The organism is Dickeya poaceiphila (assembly GCF_007858975.2).
Taxonomy (GTDB): Bacteria; Pseudomonadota; Gammaproteobacteria; order Enterobacterales; family Enterobacteriaceae; genus Dickeya; species Dickeya poaceiphila.
In genome coordinates this window covers 3977332-4003414 of the sequence record NZ_CP042220.2, presented here as the reverse complement: position 1 = coordinate 4003414, position 26083 = coordinate 3977332, and the positions used below count along the sequence as shown (strand labels likewise).

Sequence of the window (26083 nt, the reverse complement as noted above, 5' to 3'; positions counted from 1 at the left end):
CGACTATCAATTAATTCCAGGTTTGGTATCATTTTCGCCGGATTAACGGTTGCATGAGAATGATGGGTGGAGGCACAGCGTGTATACGGCTGATAAGAATAGTAACCAACGGGGATCTTCAGTCCGGTGTCAGCCCGGCCTGGTGTTCGGTGGCGTTATGCATCGCGTGATGGCGTTCGTTTTACTGGGTATCACCGGTAATGCGCTGGCAGCACCCGCATCGACACCGATAACGACCGGCACGACCGTAGCCGCAGCAGGCGCACCCTCTGTGCTGCCGCCGACAGGAGCCGTCGGTAGCCTGATGAGCACTGATCTTTCCGTATGGGGAATGTATCAGCACGCTGACGTAGTAGTAAAAGTGGTGATGATTGGCTTGTTGCTGGCATCGGTGGTTACCTGGGCGATTTTCTTTGGCAAAAGCGCCAGCCTGATGGGTGCCAAAAATCGTATTCGTCTTGAATATCAGGCGTTGGATGATGCTCGTACGCTGGATGACGCGGCGGATATTGCCGCCGTGTTCAAGCCCGGTAGCGTGTCGCTGCAACTGTTGGCTGACGCCCGTAATGAGCAGACCTTGTCCGAGCGTTCCGACGACAATAACGGCATCAAGGAGCGCACTGCGTTTCGCTTTGAGCGTCGGGTAGCGGCTATTGGGCGTCAGATGGGCCGCGGAACCGGTTATCTGGCAACGGTGGGCGCCATCGCGCCGTTTGTCGGCCTGTTCGGCACGGTTTGGGGCATTATGAATAGTTTTATCGGCATCGCCCAGTCTCAGACGACCAATCTGGCGGTGGTAGCGCCGGGTATTGCCGAAGCCCTGCTGGCGACGGCCATCGGTCTGGTGGCGGCGATTCCGGCCGTGGTCATTTACAACGTGTTTGCGCGCTGGACGGCCAGTTACAAAGCGATGGTCAGCGATGTGGCTGCGCAGATTCTGCTGCTGCAAAACCGCGATTTGGATATTGCCGCCAGTGTCGGCAAGCCTTCTCCTTCACCGGCGCATCAGTTACGGGTAGGGTAAGCCGATGGCGATGCATCTGAACGACGGGCAGAGTGAAAACGGTGAAATGCATGACATCAACGTGACGCCGTTCATCGATGTCATGCTGGTGTTGTTAATCATCTTTATGGTGGCAGCACCGCTGGCGACGGTAGACGTGCGGGTCAACCTGCCTGCATCCAGCGCTACGCCGCAGCCTCGCCCGCAAAAGCCGGTGTTCCTGACGGTGAAGGCGGATAAACAGCTCTATCTGGGCGACGATGCGGTAACCGAGGCCACGTTGGCTCAGGTGCTGGAAGCCAAAACGCAGGGTAATAAAGACACCACTATTTTCTTTCAGGCAGATAAAAGCGTGGACTATGAAACCCTGATGCGGATGATGGATTCGCTGCGTGACGCGGGGTATCTCAAAATCGGTCTGATGGGAGCGGAGAAAGTGCGCTAAGACGCGTTTTACTTACTGAAATCGAGTAGATGAGGTTAGGTTGCCTGCAACCTGTCAATAAACTGCCAGAGATGCTTACTACTGTTTTTGTCAGTTTTACGTATACAGGCTGTGCCCCAACATAAATACGTGACACAGCCTGATACGCGCTTACGCTTATTGATACTGAATGGACCACTTATGCCAGATGAAACATCTCGGACAGTTCATGACTGACCGGGCTGTTATCCGGGTTGGCAGGCATAATGTCTTTCATATAAGCCCACCATGCCTTGCAGATGTCTGTACTAGCCACGGCGTTCCAGCGTTCTTCACTTTCAATCTCGACATAGGCAAACAACTGCGATGTTTGCGGGAAGAGGAAGATACTGTAGTTGTGAGCGCCATGTGCTTTAAGTGTGGCGGCGAGTTCCGGCCAGATCTCGTCATGACGGCGGCGGTATTCCGCATCTTGTCCGGGCTGAATCGACATCAAAAATGCCTTTCGAATCATGATCTATTCCTTATTTTCTGGCTGTTCAGGCCATACCCATACCGACCAGATTAGCCGCTCCGACTATCACTAACATGCCAAGACTCAGGATGCGAACCGGACGAGAACCCACGTCTTTCCATTCCGCTAGTAGCAGGCCGACAATTCCACCGCACAGCACGTAGCCGCTCATATGCAGCATCCAGTTCACGAAAGACAGATGTTCCGGAATGCTGGCCTCGCCCCAGGCATAAAAAAAGAATTGCAGATACCACATAATGCCACCCGTCGCCGCCAGCAATCCATTGATCAACAAGCTCCGCACCGGTTGAGACAGATCGTTGCGCATCGACAGCTCTGGACGGGTCGCCAGACGAACAAAGCAGTAAGCCATGTTCACAATTGCGCCGCCGCCCATAATGATGCCGTAGCTCGGCAGCATGGCGTACAGCGGATTGATACCTAGATTCAGCGATGCTTGCTTGATAGGGGCCGCTGCTTCCAGGCCAAAAGCAAAACCAGATGAGAAGATGCCGCACATGACAGCCAGGAATAACCCTTTTTTCAGGTTGAATTCCTGAGTCGTGGTACCGAGCACCATTTCCTTCAGGTGACCTGCCCAGGTCACGATACCGATACCGATCAGCGCAACGAAGACGCCCAGTATGGTTATCTGGCCGCTGGATGTGGTAATCAAATGACCAAACTCGCCACGCAAGATTGGTGGCATCAGGGTGCCGACCACCAACGTGACACCTATAGCAATGCCGATACCAAGCGACATACCAAGGTAACGCATCGTGAGACCGTAATTGACGTTACCCACTCCCCACATCGCGCCGAACAGGAACATTCCCCAGAAAGCCTTGTTATCTACCACACTATAAAACGTGGCGAAATCCGGGATCAGCATGGAGGTGACAAGCCAGGGTGCCAGAATCCAGGAAAACAGACCGGCAAACGCCCATGTGGTTTCCCAGGACCATTTACGGACTTTGCTGATGGGTGCATAAAAGGATGCGGCTGAGGCGGCACCGACCAGGTGCCAACCGATTCCAGAAACAATTGCGGACATAAGAGGTTCCTTTGCGTAGGGTTTTATTGTGTTTGTTTTGCCCGTGAGAGGGCACGGGTTTGGTTATGGCATTGCTTTTTTGAATGTTTGGATGCCCGACGCAGGCTGGGCATCCTGTTCTGCTTGACGTTGTCAACTGCGGAAGTGCAGGACGTCTTGTTCGTACTGTTTAACCACCTTGAGCCAGTCAGCGCCGACCGGAACGTTTTCGCTGGCACAGACGTAATCCCATACCGCTTGCCACGGAAGACTGCGGGTTTCTTCCATCAATCCCAGACGTGTGGCGTAATCGCCTTCTTGCTCAGCGCGGCGTAAGCGGGTGATCGGCTCAAGCAAGGCACGCAGCAACGCTTTTTTCATGTTGCGGGTGCCGATCACCCAGGCGGCGACGCGGTTGATCGAGGCATCGAAGAAGTCGAGGCCAATGTGTACGCGATTTAGTAGTTCGTTACGTACGATTTCGTTGGCAATAGCCTGTGTTTCGTCATCCAGAAGCACCACATGGTCGCTGTCCCAGCGTACCGGGCGACTGACGTGCAGCAGCAGATGGCGGACAAACAGCGACGCGGCGCTGATCTTGTCGCTGATGATTTCGGTCGGGTGGAAATGGCCGGCATCCAGACACAGTGCGATGTCGCGTGAACTGGCATAACCCATATAGAACTCGTTAGAGCCAACGGTGTAAGACTCCGCGCCAATCCCGAACAGCTTGCTTTCCACTGCATCAATGTGATGGGCTTCATCAAATTTTTCGGTTAGCACTTCATCAAGAGCGGAGAGCAGACGCTGGCGCGGTCCCAGGCGGTCTGCAGGCAAATCCTTCATTCCATCCGGAATCCAGATATTCATTACCGACGGGGTGCCCAGTTCCTTGCCGAAGTAAGCTGAAATACGGCGGCTGGCTTTGCAATGGTCAATCCAGAACTGGCGTATGCTGGTGTCTGGATGAGAGAGTGTCATGCCATCGGCGCTCAGGGGATGGGAAAAACAGCTTGGGTTGAAATCCAGGCCCACGGCCTGCTTCCTGGCCCATTCTACCCAATTGGCGAAATGGCGGGGTTCTATCTTGTCGCGGGCTACCGGGACATCGGATTCTAAATAGATAGCATGTAGGTTCAGACGTTTGGCGCCAGGGATCAGCGACATGGCCAGTTCCAGATCGTGGCGCAGTTCTGTGGCATTGCGGGCTTTACCTGGGTAATTTCCCGTCGCCTGAATGCCGCCGGTCAGCGATCCCGCGTTAGCTTCGAAGCCCTGTACGTCATCTCCCTGCCAGCAATGCATGGAAACTGGAATGGTAGCCAGAGTGGCGATAGCGTGATCCACATCCACACCGAGCGCGGCATACTGCTGACGAGCCAGGGTAAAGGCAGTTTCAATATTAGGGTTCATACAACTTCCTCAGTGAGTACGTTCAATGTGTGAATCGGTGCACAGCGCCGCAAAGCGTTTGCGTTGTTCGGACAGGTTCGGCACTTCGCGGGGAAACAGGGTTTCCAACGGTGTGTTGCGACGTACCATGCACCGAACATCTTCAAGATCCGTAAGAATGCCGAGTCCTTTAAGCTGCCAGCCGATATTGCCGAGCGCCGATGCCTCGACAGGGCCGGTAACGACAGTGCGCTGACAGATGTCGGCACACAGGTGATTGAGCACACGGTTTTTCGAACCGCCGCCAACGATATGAAGGGTATGAATGCGCTCGCCGGTGACGCTCTCTATCTCGCGCAGTACCTCGTCGTAGCAGAGTGCCAGGCTGTCGAGGACGCAACGCACCAGTTCAGCCGGCGTCTGCGGGATACCCTGTCCGGTTTCTCTGCAATACTCCTGAATTGCCATGCGCATACAGGGCGGATTAAGAAAACGATCATCATTCGGCTGGATGAGAAAACCGAACGGAGTCGCTTGATCCGCCATAGCGGTCAGGGTGACAAAGTCCAGCTCTGGCCACTGTTTTTGCAGTCCCTGCACCAGCCACAGACCCATGACGTTTTTCAGCACGCGGCAGGTGCCATCCGCCCCCCCTTCATTGGTTAGGTTAATGGCTTGGGCTTCTGCGCCAGTCAGTGGTGTGCGGCGTTCAACGCCGACCAGCGACCAGGTACCGGAACTGATGTAAGCCGCCCCAGCCCCTTCCAGCGGTGTGGCGACAATCGCTGAACCGGTGTCGTGGGTGGCAGGCAGAATCACTCTGGTCGAATATCCTGACGGGCTGGTCCATTCGCCGAGCGTGGTGCCGGGGGGAGTCAACGGCTGCAACCAGGCACCCGCCTGACCGAGCAACGCGACCAGCTCAGGGTCCCAGTCACGAGTATGGGCATTGACCAGTTGGCTGGTGCTGGCGTTGGTGTATTCGCAACTGAATTTGCCCGTCAGGCGGTAGTGCAGATAATCAGGGATCAGTAACAGGCGCTCGACGCGTGGCAGCCATTCTGGCTGGGCATTGAGAACAGCCTGAATTTGATACAGGCTGTTGAACTTGAGAAACTGGATGCCGGTACGCTGATAAATGGTCTCTGCCGACATACGCTGCATGATCTGTTCAGGCACGCCGGTGGTCCGTTCATCACGGTAAGCGACCGCTTCGCCCAGGCGCTCGCCGTGCTTGTCGAGCAGCACAAAATCCACGCCCCAGGAATCGATGCCTATCGAATCTAAACGAATGCCGTTGGCATCAATATTGGTCAAGCCTTGCAAAATATTTTGCAGCAGGTCTTCAATATCCCAACAATCTTGTCCATGACGATGGACCATGCCATTGGCAAATCGATGCATCTCCTGCATCGTTAATTTGCCGTCAGACTCATCGTAAGTGGCCCATATTACGCGGCCACTGGAGGCCCCTAAATCTATAGCAGCAATATTCACTGGCATTGTGCCGACTCCGTTATCTACGATGTCGACACTTTAAAAAAATGAACCGGCAAGCTACCTTATTTGTCTTGCCAGGAGAGGTTGGTAGATTGGCATAAAAATCAAGAAATGAAATTTAATGGCAGTTATGTGATGGATGTCATAAAAGACTTTTGAATGATGTAATGTGCTTCGTGAAGCCTGATTCGGCGCGGAACTGCCGTGGGCGGTTACCGGTGGGAGATGTCTCTCCTTCACTCATTCCGAGTGCGCGGAGGTTTAACTGACAAGCCCAGGCTGTATCAACAAGAATGTGTTCTTTTTAGACGGAATGGTTAAAAACGAAGTTCTGTGAAGATGTTCACGGAACCTGATGTTGTTGTTTGACCTTACCTTGGCGACTCAGGTAATCACGAGGTGTCCGTCATGAGAGATTGAAACATGTTCCGCTTATCACAGACCGATTTTTTCGACACTAACCGGCCCATCAGTATACAGCCTCGTTCACCCCAGGAGCCGTTTCCTGAGCACTGTCATTCTTTTCATGAACTGGTGTTGGTGAAATCGGGCTGCGCTATTCATCTTACTGATGGCCGTGCTGTACATATCAGTCGCGGTAGTGTTTTTTATCTTGGCGAAGATGACAGCCACATGTTTGATAAGATGCAAAATTTGTGTCTTACCAACGTGTTATTTCGTCCAGATGAATTCCATAACGCCGCTGGTTTGAAAAAGATTTTTAAGGAAAGCTGCCACCCGACGGGGAATGGGATGCTGCTGAGTCACCGTATACAGCAGCAGAGTGAGTTATTACTGACCCAAATTGGTGAAGAAAATGACAAACAGGACGCCTATTCATCGCTGATGATTGAGACGCTGCTGTCCCAATTGGCGGTACTGTTATATCGGGCTCGGCACCAGCAACATACGATGAGCGATGCGGAGCGGGACGACAGAGAACGGTTGATGGCGCTCATTAATTACATTAATGAAAATTATCGTGAAGATATCGACTGGAACGAATTATCAGCATGGTTTTCCATTCCGATGCGCACTCTGAACCGCCGTATTCAGGAACATACCGGGCTGACGCCTAATAATTACCTGGGCCGTATTCGTTTATGCCGGGCTTCCTGGTTGTTAAGTCACACGCAAAAATCAGTGACTGATATTGCCTTTCAGTGTGGGTTTAACGACGGCAATTATTTTTCCAGCAAATTTAATCAGGCATTTAATATGACGCCATTGCAATACCGCAAGCGTTATAAATAATCTTGAATGCTTTGCCAAAATTAACCTTACCATTGGCATGGTTTTCAAGGTTTCCCTCCACCACAGGCATAAGATAACCCTGTCTTTATCCTGAGAGCCTATCTCATCAGGAGCCTTTTACTTTTTATGTCGTACCGGCAATACCGCTAAGCCACTGATGAGATAGGTTTTTAGCATTGTATTGATAATAAGGAGTATTTTATGGCTTTCTCTCTGTGCTTACCTCAGGTCAGCCTTTCTGGTGAAGGTGCGGTGAACGAACTTGTTCGACAGATGTCTCTCAAACCGGCTCGTCGTCCGCTGATCGTGACCGAAAAGGCGCTGATTACCATTGGTCTGCTAGATGGGTTAATCAGCGATTTGCGTGACAATGGGTTTACTCCGGTGGTGTTTGACGGCGTTTTGGCCAACCCGACCGACCATGTGGCTAATGCTGCTCTGGATGCCTGGAAGGATGGAGAATGCGATACGCTAATCGGCTTTGGAGGCGGCAGCGCTATTGATACAGCCAAAGCGGTGCGTGCTCTGGTCGCAAACCCGGACAAAACGATTTACGACTTTGAGGGGATTGGCAACGTTGTGCATATCGGTCCTTTTATGGCTTGCATCAGCACCACCTCCGGCACCGCAGCCGAAGTGACCAGCAATGCTGTCATCACTGATACCCGCCGCAAGGTCAAAATGGTCATCATCGATCCGGCGCTGATTCCGGATATCGCAGTCAATGACCCGACGATGATGCTTGGCTTGCCCGCATCGGTGACGGCGGCCACCGGCATGGATGCGTTGACTCACGCAATTGAAGCCTATGTTTCCATCGGTGCCCACACGCTGACCGACCACTCCGCGTTGGCTGCCATCCGTGTGATTGCTGAATTCTTGCCGCAGGTCGTTGCAAATGGCAAGGATATCAAGGCGCGTGAAATGATGGCCCACGGCCAGTTTTTGGCTGGAATGGCTTTCAACAGTGCCGGTCTTGGATATGTGCATTCGCTGGCTCATCAGCCGGGTGCAACGCATAACCTGCCGCATGGCGTGTGCAACGCTATCTTGCTGCCGGTCGTGTGTGAGTTCAGCCTGGAGGTCCGGGAGGCTCGCTTTGCCGACATCGCCGCCGCTATGGGCGTGGATACCCACAGCATGAGTCAGGCCGACGCCGCCAAAGCCGCCATTGAGGCTATCCGTAGTTTGTCTGCTGCTATCGGCATTCCGGCTGGCCTGCGTGAGCTTGGCATCAAGGAGGCTGATCTGGCTGGCTGGGTTGATGCCGCGCAGGCAGATCCTTGTTCTGGTTGTGCCCCGCGAGTGGCCAGCAAGGCTGAATTGTTGGCGATGTATCAGGCTGCATTTTAACTACCAGACTGCGTTTAGCCAGGAGCGACAGGTTGTCCTGTGGTGTAGATGGCGATAGCACCATCCCGTAGGATGATATGGGATGGTGCTGTGAGTTCTCTTGAAAATTCTGCCAACTCACCGTCATTGCTGGCTGAGGGTTTGAGGTCGGTTTGTCGGCAAATGTGTACAGTCAGAACCATGACAAACGTTAATGTCCCTTCAGGTTCAGCAGAGGTAGTAATGCGCAACATAGAACTCAATGCAGCCGTACTGGCTGAAATCGAAAAAGTAGTCGAAGTCTCCACCTACCTGTGGCAACGCGAATGGGCTGAGCGCAACGGCGGCAACATCTCAGTCGATTTGACTGATATTTTCGGTGCCGCACCGGTCAACCTTGACGATTTCCCTCACTGCCCACTGTCAATGGTGGGCGGCAGCAGCGCTTTCCCTACCGACAGTGCCGGTCATGTTTTTTTTGTCAAAGGCACTGGCGAGCGTATCCGCGAACTGCGCGATCCGGAGCTGGCTGGCTGTGTACTGCGTATTGATGATCAGGCCCGTGGCTATCACATCCTGTGGGGTGGTCGTGGCCAGCCGGATTATAAACCGACCAGCGAATTTATCTCCCACGTCGAGATCATCATGGACAAGCAGCGAGCCAATCTCGCGGATCGCTGTGTGGTGCATACTCATCCGATAGAATTGATCGCATTGTCACATCATCCACGTTATGCCCATGATAGCGCTTCCTACACGCAAGCCTGCTGGCAGATGTTGCCGGAAGTCCGTGCCTTTGTTCCACGCGGGATTGGCATTGTGCCTTACTGTATGCCCGGCAGCCAGCAAATGGCGGACGGCACCACAGCGCAGTTGCGTCAGCATGATGTGGCTATCTGGGAAAAACACGGTGCGGTTGCCACCGGTGTGGATGCATTGCAGGCGTTTGATTTTATAGATGTTGCAAATAAAGGGGCCAAACTGCATCTGATGTGCCTGGCCAGTGGTTTCGAACCTGAAGGCGTGAGTACTCAGGATATGCAAGAGCTTAAAGAAACATTCAAGTTGTAATGCCAGGATGATGGCCGCGGTTAACCTTATTCTGCGGCCATATCACCGTTAACGGTGGGGATCGGTGTGGAAATTCGGATGACGCCAGTGCAGACGGGTTGGGACGTAGATGCGGCTTTCTGTCAGCGGACGCCCTTCAATTAGCGTGTTGATCATCTCAAAGCTATTGCGCGCCAGAGTCTCGCAATCTTGCGCTACGGTGTCGATTTTCATCGGCAGGCAGTCGAACAGATAGTGATCATCAAAGCTGCACAACCGCATATCGCAGTCCATCAGGTTGTGTTGGTTCAGGTAACGCAGCACCCCTTCCAGCAGTCCGCAGGCGGCGGTAAATAGCGCTTTGGGTGGCCGGCCCAGTCTGGCGCACAGTTGGGCGAACATCTCGTAACCGGCGCTGGAATGATAGTTGCCGCGAATAATCCACTCCGGATGGCACTCGACGCCAGCGCGCTCCAGCCCCAGCATAAAGCCGGACAGTCTGTCGCGGGTGGGCGACAGGCGGGACTGACCGCCAATAAAGTAGAATTCGTCCTGATGCTGGCGGGCAATGTTTTCCACCAGCGCGGCGGTAGATTCCACCGCTTCAGACACCACCATCGGCAGGTCAGAGTCGCCGATTGCCCGGTCGAACTGTAATACCGGCAACTGCTGGTTGATCTTCTGGTATTCGGCGTCGCTCAGCATACTGGAGGCGACGATCAAGCCATCTACCTGACGCTGAATCAAACTGTTGACCGCCATCATCTCCTGACTGGCATTTTCGTCGGTACAGGCGATCAGCAACTGCAACCCGGCTTCCCGGCACAGGCACTCCAGCTCACGGGAGATCACCGCAAAACCATAGTTGGTCATTTCCGGCACCACCAACCCCAGCGTATTGCTGCGGTTGGAGCGCAGAGAGCGAGCGTGAATGCTGGGCTGATAGCATTGCTGTTGTGCCAGCGCCAGCACCCGGTCGCGGGTTTCGTCCGAAACGCGGAACTCTTTGCTGCGGCCATTGAGAACCAGACTGGCGGTGGATTTAGACACACCTGCCAGCCTGGCGATGTCGCTGATTGTGACGCGCTTGGTTGGTTTCACCGTAGTATCTTCAGAGAACAATGCGCCTTTAAGGGCATGAAAAGGAGCCTTATTCTATCACGCATGGTGTTAACAACCAGTGTTGCAGCGTGATGCGGCCAGGGCCGCTGAAACTGACCATGGCATCGCCGTTGGGGAAATAACGCGATGACATCACTGCCTGCCCGTGATTGATAAAAATTTCCACGCTGGAGCGGTCGCACAGAATGTGCAGGTGGTGCAGCGGGCCATCATGCCAGTAACGGTGTTCCGGTTCGTTAGTGCGGTGATTGCGACGGCTCAGGGTCAGGCGCTCGCCGTCCCAGCACAGCACCATAACTCTGTCGAAGTTGATCTGAAACTCACCTTGTGTGTCCAGCATCAGTTCGGCGTTGCTGGCGGGCAAGGCAGGTGCGTAGTCGGCAACACCCTGCCACAGATGTGGCGGATGACGCAGGCTTTGCAGTTCACGGGCCGGCTGCTGGTAAATCTGCCCATCGCGTAGTGTCAGTTCACGTGGGCAAGTCATGGTATGGAGCCAACCGTGGGTGATGGTCGGTTGGAAGAACTCGTTCTGGTCCGGCATTCCCATCCAGCCGAACAGTAACCGGCGGCCATCCTCGCTTTGCGTGGTTTGCGGCGCGTAGAATTCGAAGCCTAAATCCAGCTCATGGAACGCCTGATGGGTGAAGCGACCATTATCGTAGTCGAGCGAGCCGATGAAATAACCGGACTGATGGGTATTCAGGTAGCGCTCTTCTTCGGCAGGTAAGCCTTGCGGACAGCAGAGCAATACCTCATGGCCGTTCAGCGTAAACAGATCCGGGCATTCCCACATGTAACCGAAATCGCCCAGTCCATTGAGGCGGGAGCCGGCGATTTCCCCCAGAGAATGCCATTGCAGCAGGTCAGGCGACCGGTATAACAGCACCTTGCCTTGTAAATCCGCATCCTGCGCCCCCAGCACCATGTACCAGTCGTTCTGATGACGCCAGACCTTCGGGTCGCGCACGTGGCCGGTGTATCCTTCCGGCACCGGCAGCACCGGGCCGAGCTTGTCGAATTCTCCCGCTTCATTAGCTCGTGCCAGACACTGGTACGCGGTACGGGAGCCATCGTCGTATTTCACGTTGCCGGTGTAGATTAGCGTTAGGGTATCGCGGTCTGCTACGGCGGAACCAGAGTAGCAGCCGTGGCTTTCGTAGCTTTCTGCCGGCACCAGCGCCACCGGCTCATGGCGCCAGTGCACCAGATCGGCAGAACTCCAGTGCCCCCAGAACTTGGCGCCGTGGGTACAGGCCAGCGGGTTCCACTGATAAAACAGATGGTAACGCCCTTTATGCTGAATGAACCCGTTGGGGTCGTTCAGCAGCCCGACTTGTGGCGACAGATGCCACAATGGCCGGTGTGGGTCATATGTCTGTCGTGAAGCGCCAGACATCAGGGCACAGGCCATGCGTTTTACCAGATGAATTTCCTTCATTATGTATGATCCGTTTTGTATTTCAGCGACAGGGAAATCAGGAAGGCTGCGCCAAAAGCGATCACCATGCCAATCAGATAATTCAGTATTGATCCAGCCTGTACTATAGCAAGGCCGGGAATGCCGGTCAGCCCGACTGCCATCATATTGACATGATTAGCCACAACCCAGGCACCGCCCAGCGCACCGCCCGAAAGCCCGGCAAGAAACGGCTTGATGAAGCGCAGGTTAATCCCGAAGATTGCCGCTTCGGTAATACCGAGCAGGCAGGAGAGCGATGACGGCACGGCGATGGCCTTGATTTTGGCATCGCGGGTTTTGAAATAAACTGCCAGACAAGCGCCGCCCTGCGCCACGTTTGCCATCGCCCAGATAGGCAGCAGAAAATTGACGCCGATAGACGGGTTGCCGAGCAATCCGGCTTCAATGGCGTGGAAGCTGTGGTGCACGCCGGTAATGACGATGACTGAATATAATCCGCCAAACAGCAGCCCGGCCAGCCAGCCTGCATGAGTAATCAGCGTACTCAGCACGAAGGAAATACCGTCGCCCAACATGCGGCCCGCCGGCCCTATCACCAGCATGGCGACGAAGCCGGAAATGATCACCGTCAGGAACGGCGTAACAATAATATCCAGCGCGTTTGGCACCACCTTGCGCAGGCGCTTTTCCACCAGACTCATGAACCACACCGCCAGCAGCACCGGGAACACGGTGCCTTGATAGCCGATCATGGCGAATTCCAGACCGAACAGGTGCATGGTTTTGAAGCCACTGGCTACGCCCCAGGCATTGGTCAGCGCCGGATGGGTGAGAATGCCGCCCAGCGTCGCGCCCAGATAGGGGTTGCCGCCGAATTCACGCGCGGCGGTAAAGCCTATCAGGATCGGCAGAATGATGAACGCGGCGGAGCTGAACATATCCAGCATCACGAAAATGGCGCTGCCGGCGTCAACCCAGCCGTAGGTCTTGATCATGCCAAGCAAGCCCATTAACAGGCCGGAGGCCACAATCGCCGGAATAATCGGCACGAAAATGTTCGACAGCAAGCGCGCCAGACGTTGCAGCGGGTTAAGTTTTTGCGACGCCAGCGTGGCTGCTTCGCTGGTGCTGGCTTCGCTGATACCGGCGGCGTTGATAAATTCGGCAAAGACCTTGTTCACCAGCCCTGAACCAAAAATAATCTGCATCTGGCCGGCGTTCTGGAAACAACCTTTGACGCCCTCGACACGCTCAATGGCGGTTTTATCGGCCAGGCTGTCATCGTTGAGCACCAGCCGCAGGCGGGTGGCGCAGTGGGCGGCGCTGGCGATATTTTCCCGGCCACCCAGCAACGGGAGCAGAGATGCCGCAATAGCTCGAATATCCATCTTTTAATTCCTCTTTATCTATCAAACAGGTGTGCGTTTAGCCGTCACCGGCGGCATCAGTCATGGCGGTAACGGCTGCCTTAACCGTTAAAACCAGGTTTCCATCTGGACGCCGAAGGTCCATTCACCACCCGCTTTGAAACCGGTGGAGCCGAACGCATCATCGCTACTGTAACGATCCAGTCGTTTATCCCAGTCCATGTAACTGGCGAATACACGCAGTTCCGGGCGACTGAGCACGTTAGCGATATCGCCTACTTTGAATGTCGGCGCGAAGGTCAGCTTGTAAAACCCACCGCTTACCTGATTACGCGATAAGTATCCCTGAGGATCTAAATTCATATATTGATAGCTACCTTCATAGGCCAGCGCGAAGTTTTCGGTGATTTCCTGAATAAAACGCGCATTAAACGTCACCCAACGGTAGTCATCCCCCTGAACGTAACGATCTTTACTGCTTTGCGCCAGAATGGCTGGGGCGAAGCTCCAGGTTTTATTCAGCGCGGTGGTGCCGTAGGTTGCCAAACGCCAGGTGTTGGCGTTCTGGGTCAGGTTGCCGTCGGAGCCGATGGATTTCACTTCGCCGCCGAGGCCGTGGCCGTACAGCAGCGCTACTTTGGACGTCCCGTCGCGCAGGCCGTAGAAGCTGTCGCCGTGCCAGGCAACCAGCGCATGGTAGCCGCTGTCGCCAGCGTTGGTGTTGGTCACATTGTTGCTGTTGTTGCGCCCGGTGTTTTCCTTCACGTCGTTGTTGCGTGCGTGCAGGCCACTTAGCATGAACTGGAACGGGCCGACGAAATTATTGCTGGTGACGATATAGTTCTGGATGTCGTTATCCAGCGAGGTGATCTCGCCAAGGCTGCGACCATACAGCGAGAGATTGGTTTTCCAGCCGTTTACCGGTTTCACGTCGTAGATGCCGCCGCCGGTTCCTGCCAGAAACACCACGTCGGAGTCTATCCAGTGGATGTCGAAATTATCGCGGTCAAAGCGTTTGCCTGCCCATAATGTGGTGTCTTTGAACGCGCCGGTGAAGGTCGGCAGCGAGCCTAGCTCCACAAAGGCTTCACGCACATTGAACTGGCTGGTGGCGGCGGTCCAGTCGTTATAGCTGCGCTGGCCGTCCGCCATCATCACTTTGAAACGGGTGGTGGCACCGTTGTCCAGTTTGGTGCGGTGCTCCAGTTTCAGCTCCAGATAGGTGTCGTCTTCGTTACCCAGACGCCCGACGTTACCGCCGGTTTCGCCCGCCGGTGTCATGCCGGGGCCGATATCCGCTTTTGAACTGGTGGCGGAGTCGTGGATAGCCAGACCTGAACGGGCATAACCATGGAATTCAAAGCCGTCGGCAATGTTACGCTTGCTGGCCAGTGCGTCGGTTTTCAGCGCCACCTGCTGGGTCTGCTGTTCGTTTTGTGTCGCGCGTGCCGCCACCTGTTGGGTTTGCTGGGCGACCTGTTGGGTGGTGTGTTCCACCTGCTGGGTTTTCTGCTCGACCTGTGCGGTACGGGTCGCCAGTCGTTTAGCCTGTTTTTCTGCGGCGTCGGCGCGGGCTTCCGCTTGCCTGGCGCGTTGTTCTGCCTGTAACAGACGCTGCTCCAGTGCGTTCAGACGTGCTTCAATGCTATCAGAGGAGGCGGCCAGCGCCGGCGAGGTACAGAGTGTCAGCCCCACGGCGGCGGCGAGATAACCTGACTTTATCATGTTGGGTTTCCCTTAGATGGTAAAATGTTTTTCTTGTTTTGCTAAATTGGTAAACCGGTTTAGCAAAGAAGCTAAATGGGGGAGGCACAAATTGACAAGGAATTTTTTTTTCTTGCTGTGCTAACTGTGATCGTGCCAACAAAACCTGTTCCCGGCGATGAAACGCGGTTGCGGGAACAGGTTTTGAGAGGGGGTTATGGCGCGGCGGTGAGTTGATGAGCGAACGGCAAGGCAGTCATTGCACCTTTAGCGGTGGTCGCCAGCGCGCCGCAGCGCTGTGCCTGCGTTAGCACCGCCTGCCAGTCATCAACCTGATGTGGGCTATCGTAGTCAGCCAGCGCGGCGAGCATACCGGCAACAAAGGCATCGCCAGCACCGGTGGTGTCTACCGGAGTGACGCGGGGCGCCGGAAAATGTTGCAACTGCTGGCCGTCATGCAGCCAGACACCGTTGCCGCCCTGAGTCATCAGCAACCGTTTGATGGGGTAGCGGGACATCAGGCTGGCGCTGCCCTGGCGAATATCGTCGCTACCGCTGAGAAACCGGAATTCCTCTTCCGACAATTTCACCACGTCTGCCAGCGCCAGCACCTGCTCCAGATTGTCTTTCAACGCCTGCTCGCTGTGCCACAGGTCGGTACGGATATTCGGGTCAAAACTTACCCACCCCTGCGCGGAACGAATCCGCCGTATCGCTTCCAGTGCGGTGCTGCGCGAGGGTTCGTGAGACAGGGCGATGGAACACAGGTGCAACCATTCGCTGCACTGAAATTCAGGCAGATCAGACGGTTGCAGGAACAGGTCGGCGCTGGGGCGCACCATGAAGGTGAACGTGCGTTCGCCTTGCGCATCCAGGCTCACTACCACAGTGGAAGTGCGGTGTTCTGCGTCTGGTTGCATATGGCGAATGTCCACCTGCTCACGGGCTAATACATCACGCAGGAAGTGACCAAATGTGTCCTCGCCGACACGGCCAATAAAACCGCTGCATCCACCCAATCGGGCAACGCCCACGGCGACATTGGCGGGGGCGCCGCCCGGACATTTCAGATAGCGCTCTTCGCCTTCTGGAATCAGGTCAACTACCGCATCGCCCATTACCCATACTTTGTGAGACATAGTTACACTCGTTATCGGGGATTAGTAAATTGTTAGCTAACATAGAAGAAACGGTTTAGCTGATCAACTTAATGATGGGTAGAAGCGGGTAAAAGTGTCGGGGAGTGCTGTTGAAGCACAGCGAAATAATTAGACCAGACGCATTGGGATTATTTCTGCACCGTCAATTATTCAGAATATAAATGGCGAATATTATTCACTCGCTAATTAAAATAATATTTTTTGTTAAGTCGCTTTTTTATTTATAAAAATTATCTTGTCACAGAATATTAATTTTCCATACTTTAAGAGTGAATCACTCATCCGTTGGTAAGGTACGCCATGCCTGAAGCAGTCCATTCGGAACTGTTATCCGCACCCTATTTTCGTTATTGGGGCAAGGCGCGTTCGTCTTCTAAACATGAAAACAGCGTGCCTTACCATTTATTGCCCTATCACTGTCTGGATGTGGCGGCTTGCGGTTATTGGCTAATGAAGCATAACCGTTTTCATGTGCGTGATCATGTGCAGGTATTGGGGTTGGATGACGAGAGCACTGCGTTATGGCTGGCATGGTTTTTGGCCTGGCACGATATCGGTAAATTTGCGCGCAGTTTCCAGCAGTTGTACCAGCATCCGGATGCGCCGCTGGTGCGCCCGGCGGGGCAGGCATCGTCTATGCGTCATGACTCGTTAGGGCTGTGGCTATGGTGCTTCAGACTCTATGACCGTTGGGAGGAAGACGCCAGCTGGTTACCGGCGGTTTCCCATGCCGACAAATTTCATTATGTGATGGATCTGTGGCTGCGGCTAGTGTGCGGCCATCATGGGCAACCACCGGAGGAAAAAGATAATGGTGCGCTGGCGTTTCATCCGGACGACATTCTGGCCGCCCAGGCTTACCTGACCGACCTGCGCACGGTTTTTCCTCAATTAACTGCGTTTCCCGATGTATTTAGCGATCGCAACTGGCGAGCGTTGCTGCAACAACAAAGCTGGCCGCTGGCCGGTTGCGTGGTACTGGCGGACTGGATAGGTTCGTCGCAGGCGGATTTCCCGTATTGCTCACAGCCCATGGCACTGGCGGACTACTGGCGTGAATACGCCTTACCTCAGGCAGAACACGCGGTGTTGCGCCTGCCTGTCGCCAGCGCCGTCGCATCGTTTCAGGGGATGCGCGCCCTGTTTCCTTTCATCACCCAGCCGACACCATTGCAGCAGCAGGCGATGACGGTGGATATCAGCACACCCGGCCCACAGCTGTTTTTGCTGGAAGACGTCACCGGCGCGGGAAAAACCGAGGCGGCGCTGGTGCTGACGCACCGATTGCTGAGCGCCGGGTATGGCGACGGGCTGTATGTTGGTCTGCCGACCATGGCGACCGCCAACGCCATGTACCGGCGCCTGGCGAAAGCGTATCGCGCATTGTTCAACGAACCTGGCTTGCCATCGCTGATGCTGGCGCACGGCGCGCGCGATATGGTGACGGATTTTCGACTGTCGCTATGGGAAGAAGCGCAGACCGGGCCGATGCAGTACGGTCCGGATGAAACCAACGCCAGTGCGGCCTGTAACCAGTGGTTTGCCGACTCGCGCAAAAAGGCGCTGCTGGCGGATGTGGGCGTCGGCACGCTTGATCAGGCATTAATGGCGGTGATGCCGTTTCGGCATCAGTCGCTGCGCCTGTTGGGGTTGAGCGGCAAAATTTTGCTGTTGGACGAAGTGCACGCTTACGACGCCTATACTGGCCGCCTGCTGGAAAACCTGCTGGCCTTCCATGCCAGTCAGGGCGGTAGCGTGATCATTCTGACTGCCACGCTGGCGGCGTCCCAACGGGAACGGCTGGTGCAGGCGTTTTACCGTGGCGTGCAGCAACCGCCCGGTACGCTGGCGGAACAGGCCGGGTATCCGTGGTTTACCCAGGTGAACAGGCAGGCGCTGCGCGAATGGCCGGTGGAAACCCGCGCCGAGGTCCGGCGCACCGTGCAGGTTAACTGGTTGTCCTGCTGCGCCGAGGCCATTGTGCTGATTCGTCAGGCGGTGGTGGCCGGGCAGTGCGTGTGCTGGATTCGCAACACGGTGGACGACGCAATAGCCGCCTGGCAACAACTGTGCCAGTGCGATGAGATAGCGCCGGACGATGTGCTGCTGTTTCACAGCCGGTTTGCGTTTTGCGACCGCATGGCGATTGAAGACACCGCGGTTGAACGCTTTGGTAAACACAGTACCGGGCAAGCGCGGCGCGGCAAGGTGCTGATTGCCACGCAGGTGGTGGAGCAGTCGCTGGATATTGATGTGGACGTGATGATAAGTGACCTGGCGCCGGTAGATCTCGTGATCCAGCGGGCCGGGCGCTTGCAACGGCATATTCGCCGGGCAGACGGTAGCGGTAAACAGCCGGATGACGCTGCACCACAGCAGGATGATCGCGCCGCGCCAGTACTGTGGATACTGGCGCCGCAATGGCAGCCGGAGGCCGGGCGCGACTGGCTGGGCACCGAGTTGCGCGGTACCGGCGCGGTGTATTCGCATCAGGCGGTGTTGTGGCGTACTCAGGCGATATTGCGTGAGCGCGGCGCGCTGCGTATGCCGGAAGAGGCGCGTTTGCTGATAGACAGTGTTTATGAGCCGCGCATTGCCGCTCCCGCCGCGCTGGAAGACGGGGATTATCAGGCGCAAGGAAAACAGCTGGGTGATCGCACCGTTGCGGCGCAATCCTCGCTGACGTTTTCATTAGGGTATTGCATGGCGGCGGCTCAGCGTGGCTGGAGTGATGACGCAGAACTGTTTACCCGCGCCGGCGAGGAGTCGCAGGATATCTATCTGGCCTGGCGCGCTGACCATGACGATGCGTTGCCGCAGCCCTATGCCGGGGAAGGCGAGTTTGGCTGGGAAAAAAGCCGCCTGTCGGTACGCCGGAACTGGTGGCAGCAGCACCAAAAATCGTGGCCGACGCTACAGGGTGAGGCGCTGGAACGCTTTCGACAGCAACTGCACCGCCCCGGTGCCGAGGTATTGCTGCTGATGCCGGGTGAGGTGGCACCGTTTTATAGCGAACACTACGGTTTAATTTCCGAGTCTGACAGGTAAGTAGAATGCTGAAGATAGTCGCCTGTGTGCGGTGGCTGGGTTATCAGGGGAAACACAGGGGGAGGTTCCCGGAGGGACACCTCACCCCTGTGGTCGCCCCGACAGTCTCGGTGCCGAGAGGTGTCGGGGGCGTTTATCCCCGCTGGCGCGGGGAACACAGTTGGAATACTGCTATTGCTCGGTTTATCCCCCTGAATTGGGGGAACAGCATTAACTGTAGCAATTGTTGTCAGGTAGGAAAAATTAAACTTAGTGAAGTGTTATAGAAATCCTACTGTTGCTCTTGTTGAAATTCTACTATTGCTCTTGTTTTTTTTATGGAGTAAATTGCAACCAGGTGATTAGGTGACCCATTCAAAGGTGAACCGCTACCGAGGTCGCAGGAACACGCAATGAAGGGTCGAGTCGCATTGGTCATCATAGTTGTGTGCTCCGCGTTAGACAATCCTTGTTCAGGAGCTGAACATGCTTTTGCCAATATCCATAACAATTAATGTCCATGTTTACCGTTCTGGTACTAAAAACATGGAAAACGCAGCAACTTGTTCTACACCAAAATCCACCGGGAAACATCGGTGCCACTGGCGCGGACTCTGGCCGCGCGGAGGCAGAAAACAATAACAGGAATCATGACGACCTTACGGATGAGGCCTTGCTGAAGAGGTAGGTTCATGTTTTCACTGATTGACACACTCTGGTTACCCGTAGTGGATGCGGACGGGCGCCGCACCCGTATTTCTCCCCGTCAACTGGCCGACGACCGGATTATCGATCTGGCGTGTCCACGGCCTGATTTTCAGGGCGCAGCCTGGCAGTTGCTGATCGGTTTGCTGCAAACCGCCTACCCGCCACCGGATGTCGAAGTCTGGGAGGACATCTGGCGCGACGGGCTGGGCGAGGGCTGGATACAGGCGCTGGACAGCCTGGCGCCTGCGCTCCAGTTTGGCGCCGGCAAACCTGCGTTTATGCAGGATTTCTCGCCGCTGGCGGCTGACAACAGCCCGATATCCGGCTTACTGATCGATGCGCCGGGCGGCAACACCCTTAAGCTCAATAAAGATCACTTTGTCAAACGCGGTGCGGTAAACGCCATCTGCCCGCACTGCGCCGCGCTGGCGCTGTACACACTGCAAACCAATGCGCCGTCCGGCGGTGTTGGCCATCGGGTCGGCGTGCGCGGCGGCGGCCCGATTACCACCCTGTTGATGCCGCATGACGCGCACAGGCCGGTGCCGCTGTGGCGCAAATTGTGGGCCAACGTCACCCCCGGCGAGCGTGGGCATTGCGATGCGTCGGTATTCCCCTGGCTTACGGCTACCCGCACCAGCGAAGGCGACAAAGACAAGGTGACGCCGGAAAACGCGCACCCGTTGCAGGCGTTCTGGGGGATGCCGCGCCGCATCGAACTCGATTTCAGCCATACCGAATCCGGGCATTGCGACCTGTGCGGGGAGCATTCCGACGCACTGCTGACACACTACCGCAGCAAAAACTACGGCGTGCAGTATGAACACTGGAAACACCCGCTGACGCCTTATCGCCAGTCGCTTAAAGATGGCACGCTGCTCTCGCTCAAAGGTCAGCCGGGTGGGCTTTCCTACCGTGACTGGCTGGGGCTGGTGCTGGGCACCAAAGATACGCTAAACGAAATGCTGCCGGCCTACGTGGTAAGCCGTAACTTCCTGAATAAGCCATTGCGGAAACAGGTGGGGCTGTGGTGCTTTGGCTACGACATGGACAACATGAAAGCCCGCTGCTGGTACGAACACCGTATACCGGTATGGAAAGAGATTACTCCGGCGGTAAAAGACTATCTGCCGCTGGGCTTGCAGATGGCGCACGATGCTCAGCAACTGCTGCGTCAGTCGGTGAAAGCGGCCTGGTTTAGCCGCCCGAAAGACGTGGGGGGAGATTTCAGCTTCATCGATGTGTCGTTCTGGCAGGAAACCGAACAGCTTTTCCGGCAGCTCTATCGTTCTATTGCCGGTGGCAACTGCCCGGTCAAGTCGTTGAACGCCTGGCAGAATCAGCTCTATATGTACCTGATCGGCACCTTCGACCGGCTGACATTCGGCAACCCGGACCAGCAGGGCGACCTGACGCGAGCGGTAAAAGCGCGCAGCGAGATGTTGACACAGTTCCACAGACAAAAATCAATGAAACAGCTCAAAGGATTGCAACCTCAGGAGGAACCGGCGAATGGATAGAGGTAGTAAGGATAGTACCGCAACGCGGCTGGTGATAAATCCGCCAGCCGCGGAGAAAATAGATATATGGTTTAAGCAATTACAAAACCGGCATAACGAAAACCACAACGGACGGGCGGATCGGGCGGCGTTAAGGCGCGCCGCGGCCCCTTATGGCGCGCTGACCTGCCAGGGGTTTATGCGGCTGTCGAATATGCTGGCCGGAGTGATAGGCAATCAACCGCATCGACGGTTCGGTGTGGCGATATTTGCTGCGGTGGCGGCCCATGCCGACGGAAACAACGACAGGAAAAGTTTTGCCGCGCAACTGGGGGAAACGGTCAGTGCTGGCAGCGACCGGCGTTACCTGTCCGAACTGCGTTTTGAGCGGCTGCTGCGTGCGCAAACGCCGGAAGAACTGTGCCGCCTGCTGATTCGGGCGGTCAATATTCGCGGTAGCGCAGGCGTGAATCTGCCGTCGCTGGCTGATGGCATCCTGCTGTGGATGGATGAATGGCAGGCCCGGCAGCAAAACCTGCCTGCTGACCCCAACCCGCTGAAACGTAACGCAGTACGCTGGACGTGCGAATACCACCAGAAAACCCAGCAACCGGCACCGGATGCGATGCCATCCGCCATATCTGCACCGGAAGACGCCAACGGAAACCACCCGACCGACAACAAGGAACCGGCATGACCACCTTTATTCAACTGCATTTTTTAACGGCTTACGCGCCTGCTAACCTCAACCGCGACGATGCGGGTCGCCCGAAAACCGCTCTGGTCGGCGGAGTGGAGCGGCTGCGCGTGTCATCCCAGAGCCTCAAACGCGCCTGGCGTACCTCGGCGGTGTTTGAAAACGCATTGGGCGAACATATCGGTAAGCGCACCCGGCGGCTGGGGCGCGAGGTTTATCAGCAACTGCTTGATGGCGGCGTGGCGACCAAAACCGCCGAGGACGCAGCGAAGAAGATTGCCGGGCAGTTCGGCAAGCTGAAAAAAGAAGAGAAAAACAGTTCCGACCCGCTGGAGAAATTCGACATCGAGCAACTGGCGCACATCAGCGTGCCGGAGCGAGCGCGGATAGACCAACTGGTGAAGACGCTGATTGCCGAACCCCGCGAACCCAACAGCGAAGAGCTGAAACTGCTGTGCAAACAGGTGGCAAGCGTTGATATCGCGCTGTTTGGCCGTATGTTGGCTTCCAGCCCAGAATTCAACGTGGAAGCGGCCTGTCAGGTGGCGCACGCGCTGGGCGTCAGCGCGGTAACGGTGGAAGACGACTTCTTCACCGCGGTGGATGACCTTAACACCGGTGATGACAACAGCGGCTCTGCCCACATGGGCGAGCAGGGTTTTGCTTCGGCGCTGTTCTATCACTATATCTGCATCGACCGTGACCGGTTGCTGGAAAACCTCGACGGTGACGACGCGCTGGTGCAGCGCACGCTGCGGGCGCTGGGTGAAACTGCGCTCACTGTGTCGCCCACCGGCAAGCAGAACAGTTTCGCGTCCCGTGCTTATGCCTCTTACGTGCTGGCGGAGCGGGGAGCGGCGCAACCGCGTGCGCTGTCGGTGGCGTTCTTTACGCCGGTGCGTAGCGGGGAACCGCTGGAGGCGGCTATCAGCGCGCTGAAAAACCAGCAGGAGAAATTCAATCGCGCCTACGGCGCTGACGGCATGAGCGACTATGTGCTGAATGTCGAAGCCGGTGTCGGCAGCCTGCCGCAACTGTTGGATTTCATCAGCCAGTGAGGCCGGCATGACAGAGTATCTGGTGTTTCAGCTTTACGCGCCGCTGGCTTCGTGGGGGGAACCGGCGGTGGGCGAGGTGCGCCATTCTGCGCCGGTGCCGAGCCGTTCTGCGCTGCTGGGGTTATTGGCGGCGGCGCTCGGCATTCGGCGCGAAGAAGAAGAGCGACTGGCGCAGTTTAACGCGCACTACCGTTTTGCGTTCAGGCTGCTGTCCCGCCGTGAAGGCTGGTTGCGTGATTACCATACCGTGCAGATGCCGCGTGAAGACCGCAAACGGGTGCGCTACACCCGGCGTGACGAGCTGTGTTCAGACCCGGAGCAGGGGCTGGAAACGCTGCTGACTGCCCGTGAATACCGCTGCGATGCCTATTACCACGTGGCGGTGAGCGCTACCGAGGGCGCGCCCGTCACGCTCTCACAACTGGCGCAGGCCCTACGCACCCCGGTCTTCCCACTTTACCTTGGTCGTAAAAGTTGCCCACTGGCGTTGCCGCTGTCGCCGCATCTGTTGTGCGGTTCGCTGGCCGAGGTGTGGCAACAGGTTAAGAACACGCCATTGCTCAATGACCCGGCATTGGAGCCCATCAACCAACCGGATGGCAGTTGCTACTGGGAACCGGGAGAGGATGTTGCAGAGGGCGACGCGATGATGGAAGTGGTGCGCGGCGACCAGCCTGCCAGCCGTCGGCGCTGGCAGTTCACCACGCGGGTGCAGTACTACGGCGTACTGAAAGGAGGTCAGTAATGTTCTTTTCCAGAGTCACGCTGCAACCGGCGGCGTTGCCGTCGGCGATGGCGGAGAAATGGCTGACGTCGCCGGTTTATGCCAGCCATCAGTGGTTGTGGCAACTGTTCCCGCAGGAGCAGCAGCGCCGCTTTTTGTTCCGGCAGGACTGCCATACCGATGCCAGCCGCTATTACCTGCTCTCGGCCTGTGCGCCCCGACAGGATCACAACCTGTTTGTAGTGGACACCAAGCCGTGGCAACCGCAACTGAACGCCGGGATGCAACTGGCGTTTTCCCTGCGCGCCAACCCGGTGGTGACGCGCCAGAAAAAGCGCAGCGATGTGCTGATGGATGCTAAATATCAGGCTAAAGCACAAGGGGTAGACCCGGCGGAGATCTGGCCGCGTCAGCAGCAGGCCGCTGCCGACTGGCTGGCGCGTCAGGGAGAGCGCTGGGGGTTTGAGGTCAATGCCTGTCGCGTTGACGGTTATCAGCGTCAGCGGTGGTATAAACCGCAGCAGACGGAGCCGGTCAGCTTCAGCTCGGTGGATTTTGACGGCCTGCTACGCATTACCGACGCCGAACGTTTTGCGCAGGCGGTCAGCCAGGGGTTGGGGAAAAGCCGGGCGCTGGGTTGCGGACTGCTGTTGCTGCGTCGGGCGTAAGCGGGAGGTTGCCATGTCGTTTGTTCCGCTTAGCCCAATTCCGCTCAAAGACCGCACCTCGATGATCTTCCTGCAATACGGGCAGATCGACGTAGTGGATGGCGCGTTTGTGCTGATCGACAAAACCGGTGTACGAACCCACATCCCGGTTGGCTCGGTGGCCTGCATCATGCTGGAGCCGGGCACTCGCGTCTCCCATGCGGCGGCCAGGCTGGCAGCCACCGTCGGCACGCTGCTGGTGTGGGTGGGGGAAGCCGGGGTAAGGCTATACGCTGCCGGACAGCCGGGCGGCGCGCGTTCCGACCGGTTGTTGTATCAGGCCCGTCTGGCGCTGGATGAAGAATTGCGCCTGAAAGTGGTGCGGCGTATGTTTGAACTGCGCTTTGGCGAACCGGCGCCGAGCCGCCGTTCGGTGGAGCAACTGCGCGGCATTGAAGGCGCACGGGTGCGCCAGACCTACAGTTTGCTGGCAAAACAGTACGGCGTGAAATGGGATGGCCGCCGCTACGACCCAAAAGACTGGGCGCGTGGCGATAAGGTGAATCAGTGCATCAGCGCCGCGACCGCCTGCCTTTACGGCATTACCGAGGCGGCGGTACTGGCGGCAGGTTATGCGCCCGCCATCGGTTTTATCCACAGCGGCAAGCCGTTGTCGTTTGTGTACGACATTGCCGACATCATCAAGTTTGACGGCGTGGTGCCTAAGGCGTTCGAGATTGCCGCTCGCAACCCGCTGGAGCCGGATCGTGAGGTGCGGGTGGCCTGCCGCGATATTTTCCGCAGCCAGCAAACGCTGGCCAAACTGATTCCTTTGATTGAAGACGTGCTGGCTGCCGGCGAAATTGAGCCGCCACAGGCACCGCCAGATGCACAACCGCCGGCCATTCCCGAACCGACACCCTTTGGCGACGCCGGGCATCGGGGGCATGGCGGATGAGTATGCTGGTGGTGGTGACGGAAAACGTGCCGCCGCGCTTGCGCGGTCGGCTGGCGGTCTGGTTGCTGGAGGTGCGCGCCGGGGTGTACGTGGGCGACACCTCGCGCCGGGTACGGGAAATGATCTGGCAACAGGTGGTGGAACTGGCTGAACAAGGCAATGTGGTAATGGCCTGGGCCACTAACACTGAGTCCGGTTTTGAGTTCCAGACGGTCGGTGAAAATCGCCGGATGCCGGTGGATCTCGATGGACTGCGGTTAGTCTCTTTTCACCCTGTTGAAAATCAGTGAGTTAGTGTTCTTTAACAACCGGGAAAAATCGGTGGAATTTTCCTGCCTTTAAAATACCTTATAAAACAGGTATATATTTTTAGAGTGTTCCCCGCGCCAGCGGGGATAAACCGGGGGAATCCGGCGAACGTTACACCATGCTGGAGTGTTCCCCGCGCCAGCGGGGATAAACCGCAATAGTTTACTTTCACAGGCAA

The 26083-nt window shown here is 56.3% G+C and carries 22 protein-coding genes and 1 CRISPR repeat array (1 of these 23 cut by a window edge); of the genes, 13 read left to right on the top strand and 9 right to left on the bottom strand.

The features are described 5' to 3' along the window. Positions 1–79: 79 nt before the first annotated feature. Both exbB and exbD read left to right on the top strand, forming a co-directional pair. On the top strand, positions 80–1024 hold the full coding sequence (exbB, locus tag Dpoa569_RS17955) for a tol-pal system-associated acyl-CoA thioesterase (protein WP_407643803.1): 945 nt from the start codon (positions 80–82) through the stop codon (positions 1022–1024). Positions 1025–1028: 4 nt separating this feature from the next. Then, positions 1029–1448, top strand: coding sequence for a TonB system transport protein ExbD (gene exbD / locus Dpoa569_RS17950; RefSeq protein ID WP_042868046.1), 420 nt, complete (start codon positions 1029–1031; stop codon positions 1446–1448). 178 nt (positions 1449–1626) lie between these two features. Here exbD and rhaM read toward each other — a convergent pair whose 3' ends face one another. From rhaM to rhaB, 4 genes are all read right to left on the bottom strand, one after another. Then, positions 1627–1941, bottom strand: coding sequence for an L-rhamnose mutarotase (rhaM, locus tag Dpoa569_RS17945; RefSeq protein WP_042868048.1), 315 nt, complete (start codon positions 1939–1941; stop codon positions 1627–1629). A gap of 25 nt (positions 1942–1966) precedes the next feature. After that, a complete protein-coding gene (gene rhaT, locus Dpoa569_RS17940) occupies positions 1967–2995 on the bottom strand; it encodes an L-rhamnose/proton symporter RhaT (RefSeq protein ID WP_042868049.1) in 1029 nt (342 codons plus the stop codon). A 132-nt stretch (positions 2996–3127) separates the two neighbouring features. Beyond that, the gene (locus tag Dpoa569_RS17935) at positions 3128–4387 is read right to left on the bottom strand and encodes an L-rhamnose isomerase (RefSeq protein ID WP_042868051.1); all 1260 of its coding nucleotides are present in this window, start codon (positions 4385–4387) and stop codon (positions 3128–3130) included. 9 nt (positions 4388–4396) lie between these two features. Beyond that, positions 4397–5869 carry a rhamnulokinase gene (rhaB, locus tag Dpoa569_RS17930; protein ID WP_042868053.1) on the bottom strand — a complete coding sequence of 491 codons (1473 nt, stop codon included), beginning with the start codon at positions 5867–5869 and terminating at the stop codon, positions 4397–4399. A gap of 420 nt (positions 5870–6289) precedes the next feature. Here rhaB and Dpoa569_RS17925 point away from each other — a divergent pair, with 420 nt between their 5' ends. The 3 genes from Dpoa569_RS17925 to rhaD all read left to right on the top strand — a co-directional run bounded on the left by Dpoa569_RS17925 (position 6290) and on the right by rhaD (position 9523). Further along, positions 6290–7120 (top strand): helix-turn-helix domain-containing protein, encoded by an 831-nt coding sequence (locus Dpoa569_RS17925; protein ID WP_042868055.1) that lies wholly within the window; start codon positions 6290–6292, stop codon positions 7118–7120. Positions 7121–7321: 201 nt separating this feature from the next. Next, positions 7322–8473, top strand: coding sequence for an iron-containing alcohol dehydrogenase (locus Dpoa569_RS17920; protein WP_042868057.1), 1152 nt, complete (start codon positions 7322–7324; stop codon positions 8471–8473). Positions 8474–8695: 222 nt separating this feature from the next. Further along, entirely contained in the window at positions 8696–9523 is an 828-nt protein-coding gene (gene rhaD / locus Dpoa569_RS17915; protein ID WP_042868059.1) for a rhamnulose-1-phosphate aldolase, read from the top strand. A gap of 48 nt (positions 9524–9571) precedes the next feature. Here the strand turns inward: rhaD and Dpoa569_RS17910 are convergent, their stop codons facing one another. The 5 genes from Dpoa569_RS17910 to Dpoa569_RS17890 form a co-directional block, all read right to left on the bottom strand. After that, positions 9572–10603: a substrate-binding domain-containing protein gene (locus Dpoa569_RS17910; protein ID WP_042868062.1), complete on the bottom strand. Its 1032-nt coding sequence runs from the start codon at positions 10601–10603 to the stop codon at positions 9572–9574. A 49-nt stretch (positions 10604–10652) separates the two neighbouring features. Then, positions 10653–12065 carry a glycoside hydrolase family 32 protein gene (locus Dpoa569_RS17905; RefSeq protein ID WP_042868064.1) on the bottom strand — a complete coding sequence of 471 codons (1413 nt, stop codon included), beginning with the start codon at positions 12063–12065 and terminating at the stop codon, positions 10653–10655. Next, a complete protein-coding gene (locus Dpoa569_RS17900) occupies positions 12065–13435 on the bottom strand; it encodes a sucrose-specific PTS transporter subunit IIBC (RefSeq protein WP_042868066.1) in 1371 nt (456 codons plus the stop codon). Before Dpoa569_RS17900 ends, Dpoa569_RS17905 begins: the two co-directional genes overlap by 1 nt. Before the next feature lie 87 nt (positions 13436–13522). Continuing rightward, the gene (locus Dpoa569_RS17895) at positions 13523–15139 is read right to left on the bottom strand and encodes a carbohydrate porin (protein WP_128569656.1); all 1617 of its coding nucleotides are present in this window, start codon (positions 15137–15139) and stop codon (positions 13523–13525) included. Positions 15140–15333: 194 nt separating this feature from the next. Further along, positions 15334–16257, bottom strand: coding sequence for an aminoimidazole riboside kinase (locus Dpoa569_RS17890; protein WP_042868068.1), 924 nt, complete (start codon positions 16255–16257; stop codon positions 15334–15336). Positions 16258–16578: 321 nt separating this feature from the next. Between Dpoa569_RS17890 and Dpoa569_RS17885 the strand changes: the two genes are divergently transcribed. From Dpoa569_RS17885 to cas2e, 8 genes are all read left to right on the top strand, one after another. Beyond that, positions 16579–19326, top strand: a complete 2748-nt coding sequence (locus Dpoa569_RS17885) for a CRISPR-associated helicase/endonuclease Cas3 (protein ID WP_042868071.1) — start codon at positions 16579–16581, stop codon at positions 19324–19326. A 671-nt stretch (positions 19327–19997) separates the two neighbouring features. Then, positions 19998–21533 (top strand): type I-E CRISPR-associated protein Cse1/CasA, encoded by a 1536-nt coding sequence (gene casA / locus Dpoa569_RS17880; protein ID WP_042868073.1) that lies wholly within the window; start codon positions 19998–20000, stop codon positions 21531–21533. Further along, the gene (gene casB / locus Dpoa569_RS17875; protein ID WP_042868076.1) at positions 21526–22209 is read left to right on the top strand and encodes a type I-E CRISPR-associated protein Cse2/CasB; all 684 of its coding nucleotides are present in this window, start codon (positions 21526–21528) and stop codon (positions 22207–22209) included. The genes casA and casB overlap by 8 nt, the downstream gene beginning before the upstream one ends. After that, a complete protein-coding gene (gene cas7e / locus Dpoa569_RS17870; RefSeq protein WP_042868078.1) occupies positions 22206–23267 on the top strand; it encodes a type I-E CRISPR-associated protein Cas7/Cse4/CasC in 1062 nt (353 codons plus the stop codon). Before casB ends, cas7e begins: the two co-directional genes overlap by 4 nt. Before the next feature lie 7 nt (positions 23268–23274). Next, positions 23275–24012, top strand: coding sequence for a type I-E CRISPR-associated protein Cas5/CasD (gene cas5e / locus Dpoa569_RS17865; RefSeq protein ID WP_042868080.1), 738 nt, complete (start codon positions 23275–23277; stop codon positions 24010–24012). Beyond that, complete coding sequence (gene cas6e / locus Dpoa569_RS17860; protein ID WP_042868082.1) at positions 24012–24659, top strand: type I-E CRISPR-associated protein Cas6/Cse3/CasE; 648 nt, start codon at positions 24012–24014, stop codon at positions 24657–24659. The genes cas5e and cas6e overlap by 1 nt, the downstream gene beginning before the upstream one ends. A 13-nt stretch (positions 24660–24672) precedes the next feature. Continuing rightward, the gene (gene cas1e, locus Dpoa569_RS17855) at positions 24673–25596 is read left to right on the top strand and encodes a type I-E CRISPR-associated endonuclease Cas1e (protein ID WP_042868084.1); all 924 of its coding nucleotides are present in this window, start codon (positions 24673–24675) and stop codon (positions 25594–25596) included. Next, positions 25593–25886, top strand: coding sequence for a type I-E CRISPR-associated endoribonuclease Cas2e (gene cas2e, locus Dpoa569_RS17850; protein ID WP_042868086.1), 294 nt, complete (start codon positions 25593–25595; stop codon positions 25884–25886). Before cas1e ends, cas2e begins: the two co-directional genes overlap by 4 nt. 83 nt (positions 25887–25969) lie before the next feature. Continuing rightward, a CRISPR array of direct repeats spans positions 25970–26083; the repeat unit is 30 nt; unit sequence AGTGTTCCCCGCGCCAGCGGGGATAAACCG; it runs 343 nt beyond the window's last position.

What these genes read in the sequence shown, in the direction of transcription:
- exbD (WP_042868046.1), top strand. Translation starts at nt 1,029, where the DNA reads ATGGCGATGCATCTGAACGACGGGCAGAGTGAAAACGGTGAAATGCAT.
- rhaM (WP_042868048.1), bottom strand. Translation starts at nt 1,941, where the DNA reads ATGATTCGAAAGGCATTTTTGATGTCGATTCAGCCCGGACAAGATGCG.
- rhaT (WP_042868049.1), bottom strand. Translation starts at nt 2,995, where the DNA reads ATGTCCGCAATTGTTTCTGGAATCGGTTGGCACCTGGTCGGTGCCGCC.
- Dpoa569_RS17935 (WP_042868051.1), bottom strand. Translation starts at nt 4,387, where the DNA reads ATGAACCCTAATATTGAAACTGCCTTTACCCTGGCTCGTCAGCAGTAT.
- rhaB (WP_042868053.1), bottom strand. Translation starts at nt 5,869, where the DNA reads ATGCCAGTGAATATTGCTGCTATAGATTTAGGGGCCTCCAGTGGCCGC.
- Dpoa569_RS17925 (WP_042868055.1), top strand. Translation starts at nt 6,290, where the DNA reads ATGTTCCGCTTATCACAGACCGATTTTTTCGACACTAACCGGCCCATC.
- Dpoa569_RS17920 (WP_042868057.1), top strand. Translation starts at nt 7,322, where the DNA reads ATGGCTTTCTCTCTGTGCTTACCTCAGGTCAGCCTTTCTGGTGAAGGT.
- rhaD (WP_042868059.1), top strand. Translation starts at nt 8,696, where the DNA reads ATGCGCAACATAGAACTCAATGCAGCCGTACTGGCTGAAATCGAAAAA.
- Dpoa569_RS17905 (WP_042868064.1), bottom strand. Translation starts at nt 12,065, where the DNA reads ATGAAGGAAATTCATCTGGTAAAACGCATGGCCTGTGCCCTGATGTCT.
- Dpoa569_RS17900 (WP_042868066.1), bottom strand. Translation starts at nt 13,435, where the DNA reads ATGGATATTCGAGCTATTGCGGCATCTCTGCTCCCGTTGCTGGGTGGC.
- Dpoa569_RS17895 (WP_128569656.1), bottom strand. Translation starts at nt 15,139, where the DNA reads ATGATAAAGTCAGGTTATCTCGCCGCCGCCGTGGGGCTGACACTCTGT.
- Dpoa569_RS17890 (WP_042868068.1), bottom strand. Translation starts at nt 16,257, where the DNA reads ATGTCTCACAAAGTATGGGTAATGGGCGATGCGGTAGTTGACCTGATT.
- Dpoa569_RS17885 (WP_042868071.1), top strand. Translation starts at nt 16,579, where the DNA reads ATGCCTGAAGCAGTCCATTCGGAACTGTTATCCGCACCCTATTTTCGT.
- casA (WP_042868073.1), top strand. Translation starts at nt 19,998, where the DNA reads ATGTTTTCACTGATTGACACACTCTGGTTACCCGTAGTGGATGCGGAC.
- casB (WP_042868076.1), top strand. Translation starts at nt 21,526, where the DNA reads ATGGATAGAGGTAGTAAGGATAGTACCGCAACGCGGCTGGTGATAAAT.
- cas7e (WP_042868078.1), top strand. Translation starts at nt 22,206, where the DNA reads ATGACCACCTTTATTCAACTGCATTTTTTAACGGCTTACGCGCCTGCT.
- cas5e (WP_042868080.1), top strand. Translation starts at nt 23,275, where the DNA reads ATGACAGAGTATCTGGTGTTTCAGCTTTACGCGCCGCTGGCTTCGTGG.
- cas6e (WP_042868082.1), top strand. Translation starts at nt 24,012, where the DNA reads ATGTTCTTTTCCAGAGTCACGCTGCAACCGGCGGCGTTGCCGTCGGCG.
- cas1e (WP_042868084.1), top strand. Translation starts at nt 24,673, where the DNA reads ATGTCGTTTGTTCCGCTTAGCCCAATTCCGCTCAAAGACCGCACCTCG.
- cas2e (WP_042868086.1), top strand. Translation starts at nt 25,593, where the DNA reads ATGAGTATGCTGGTGGTGGTGACGGAAAACGTGCCGCCGCGCTTGCGC.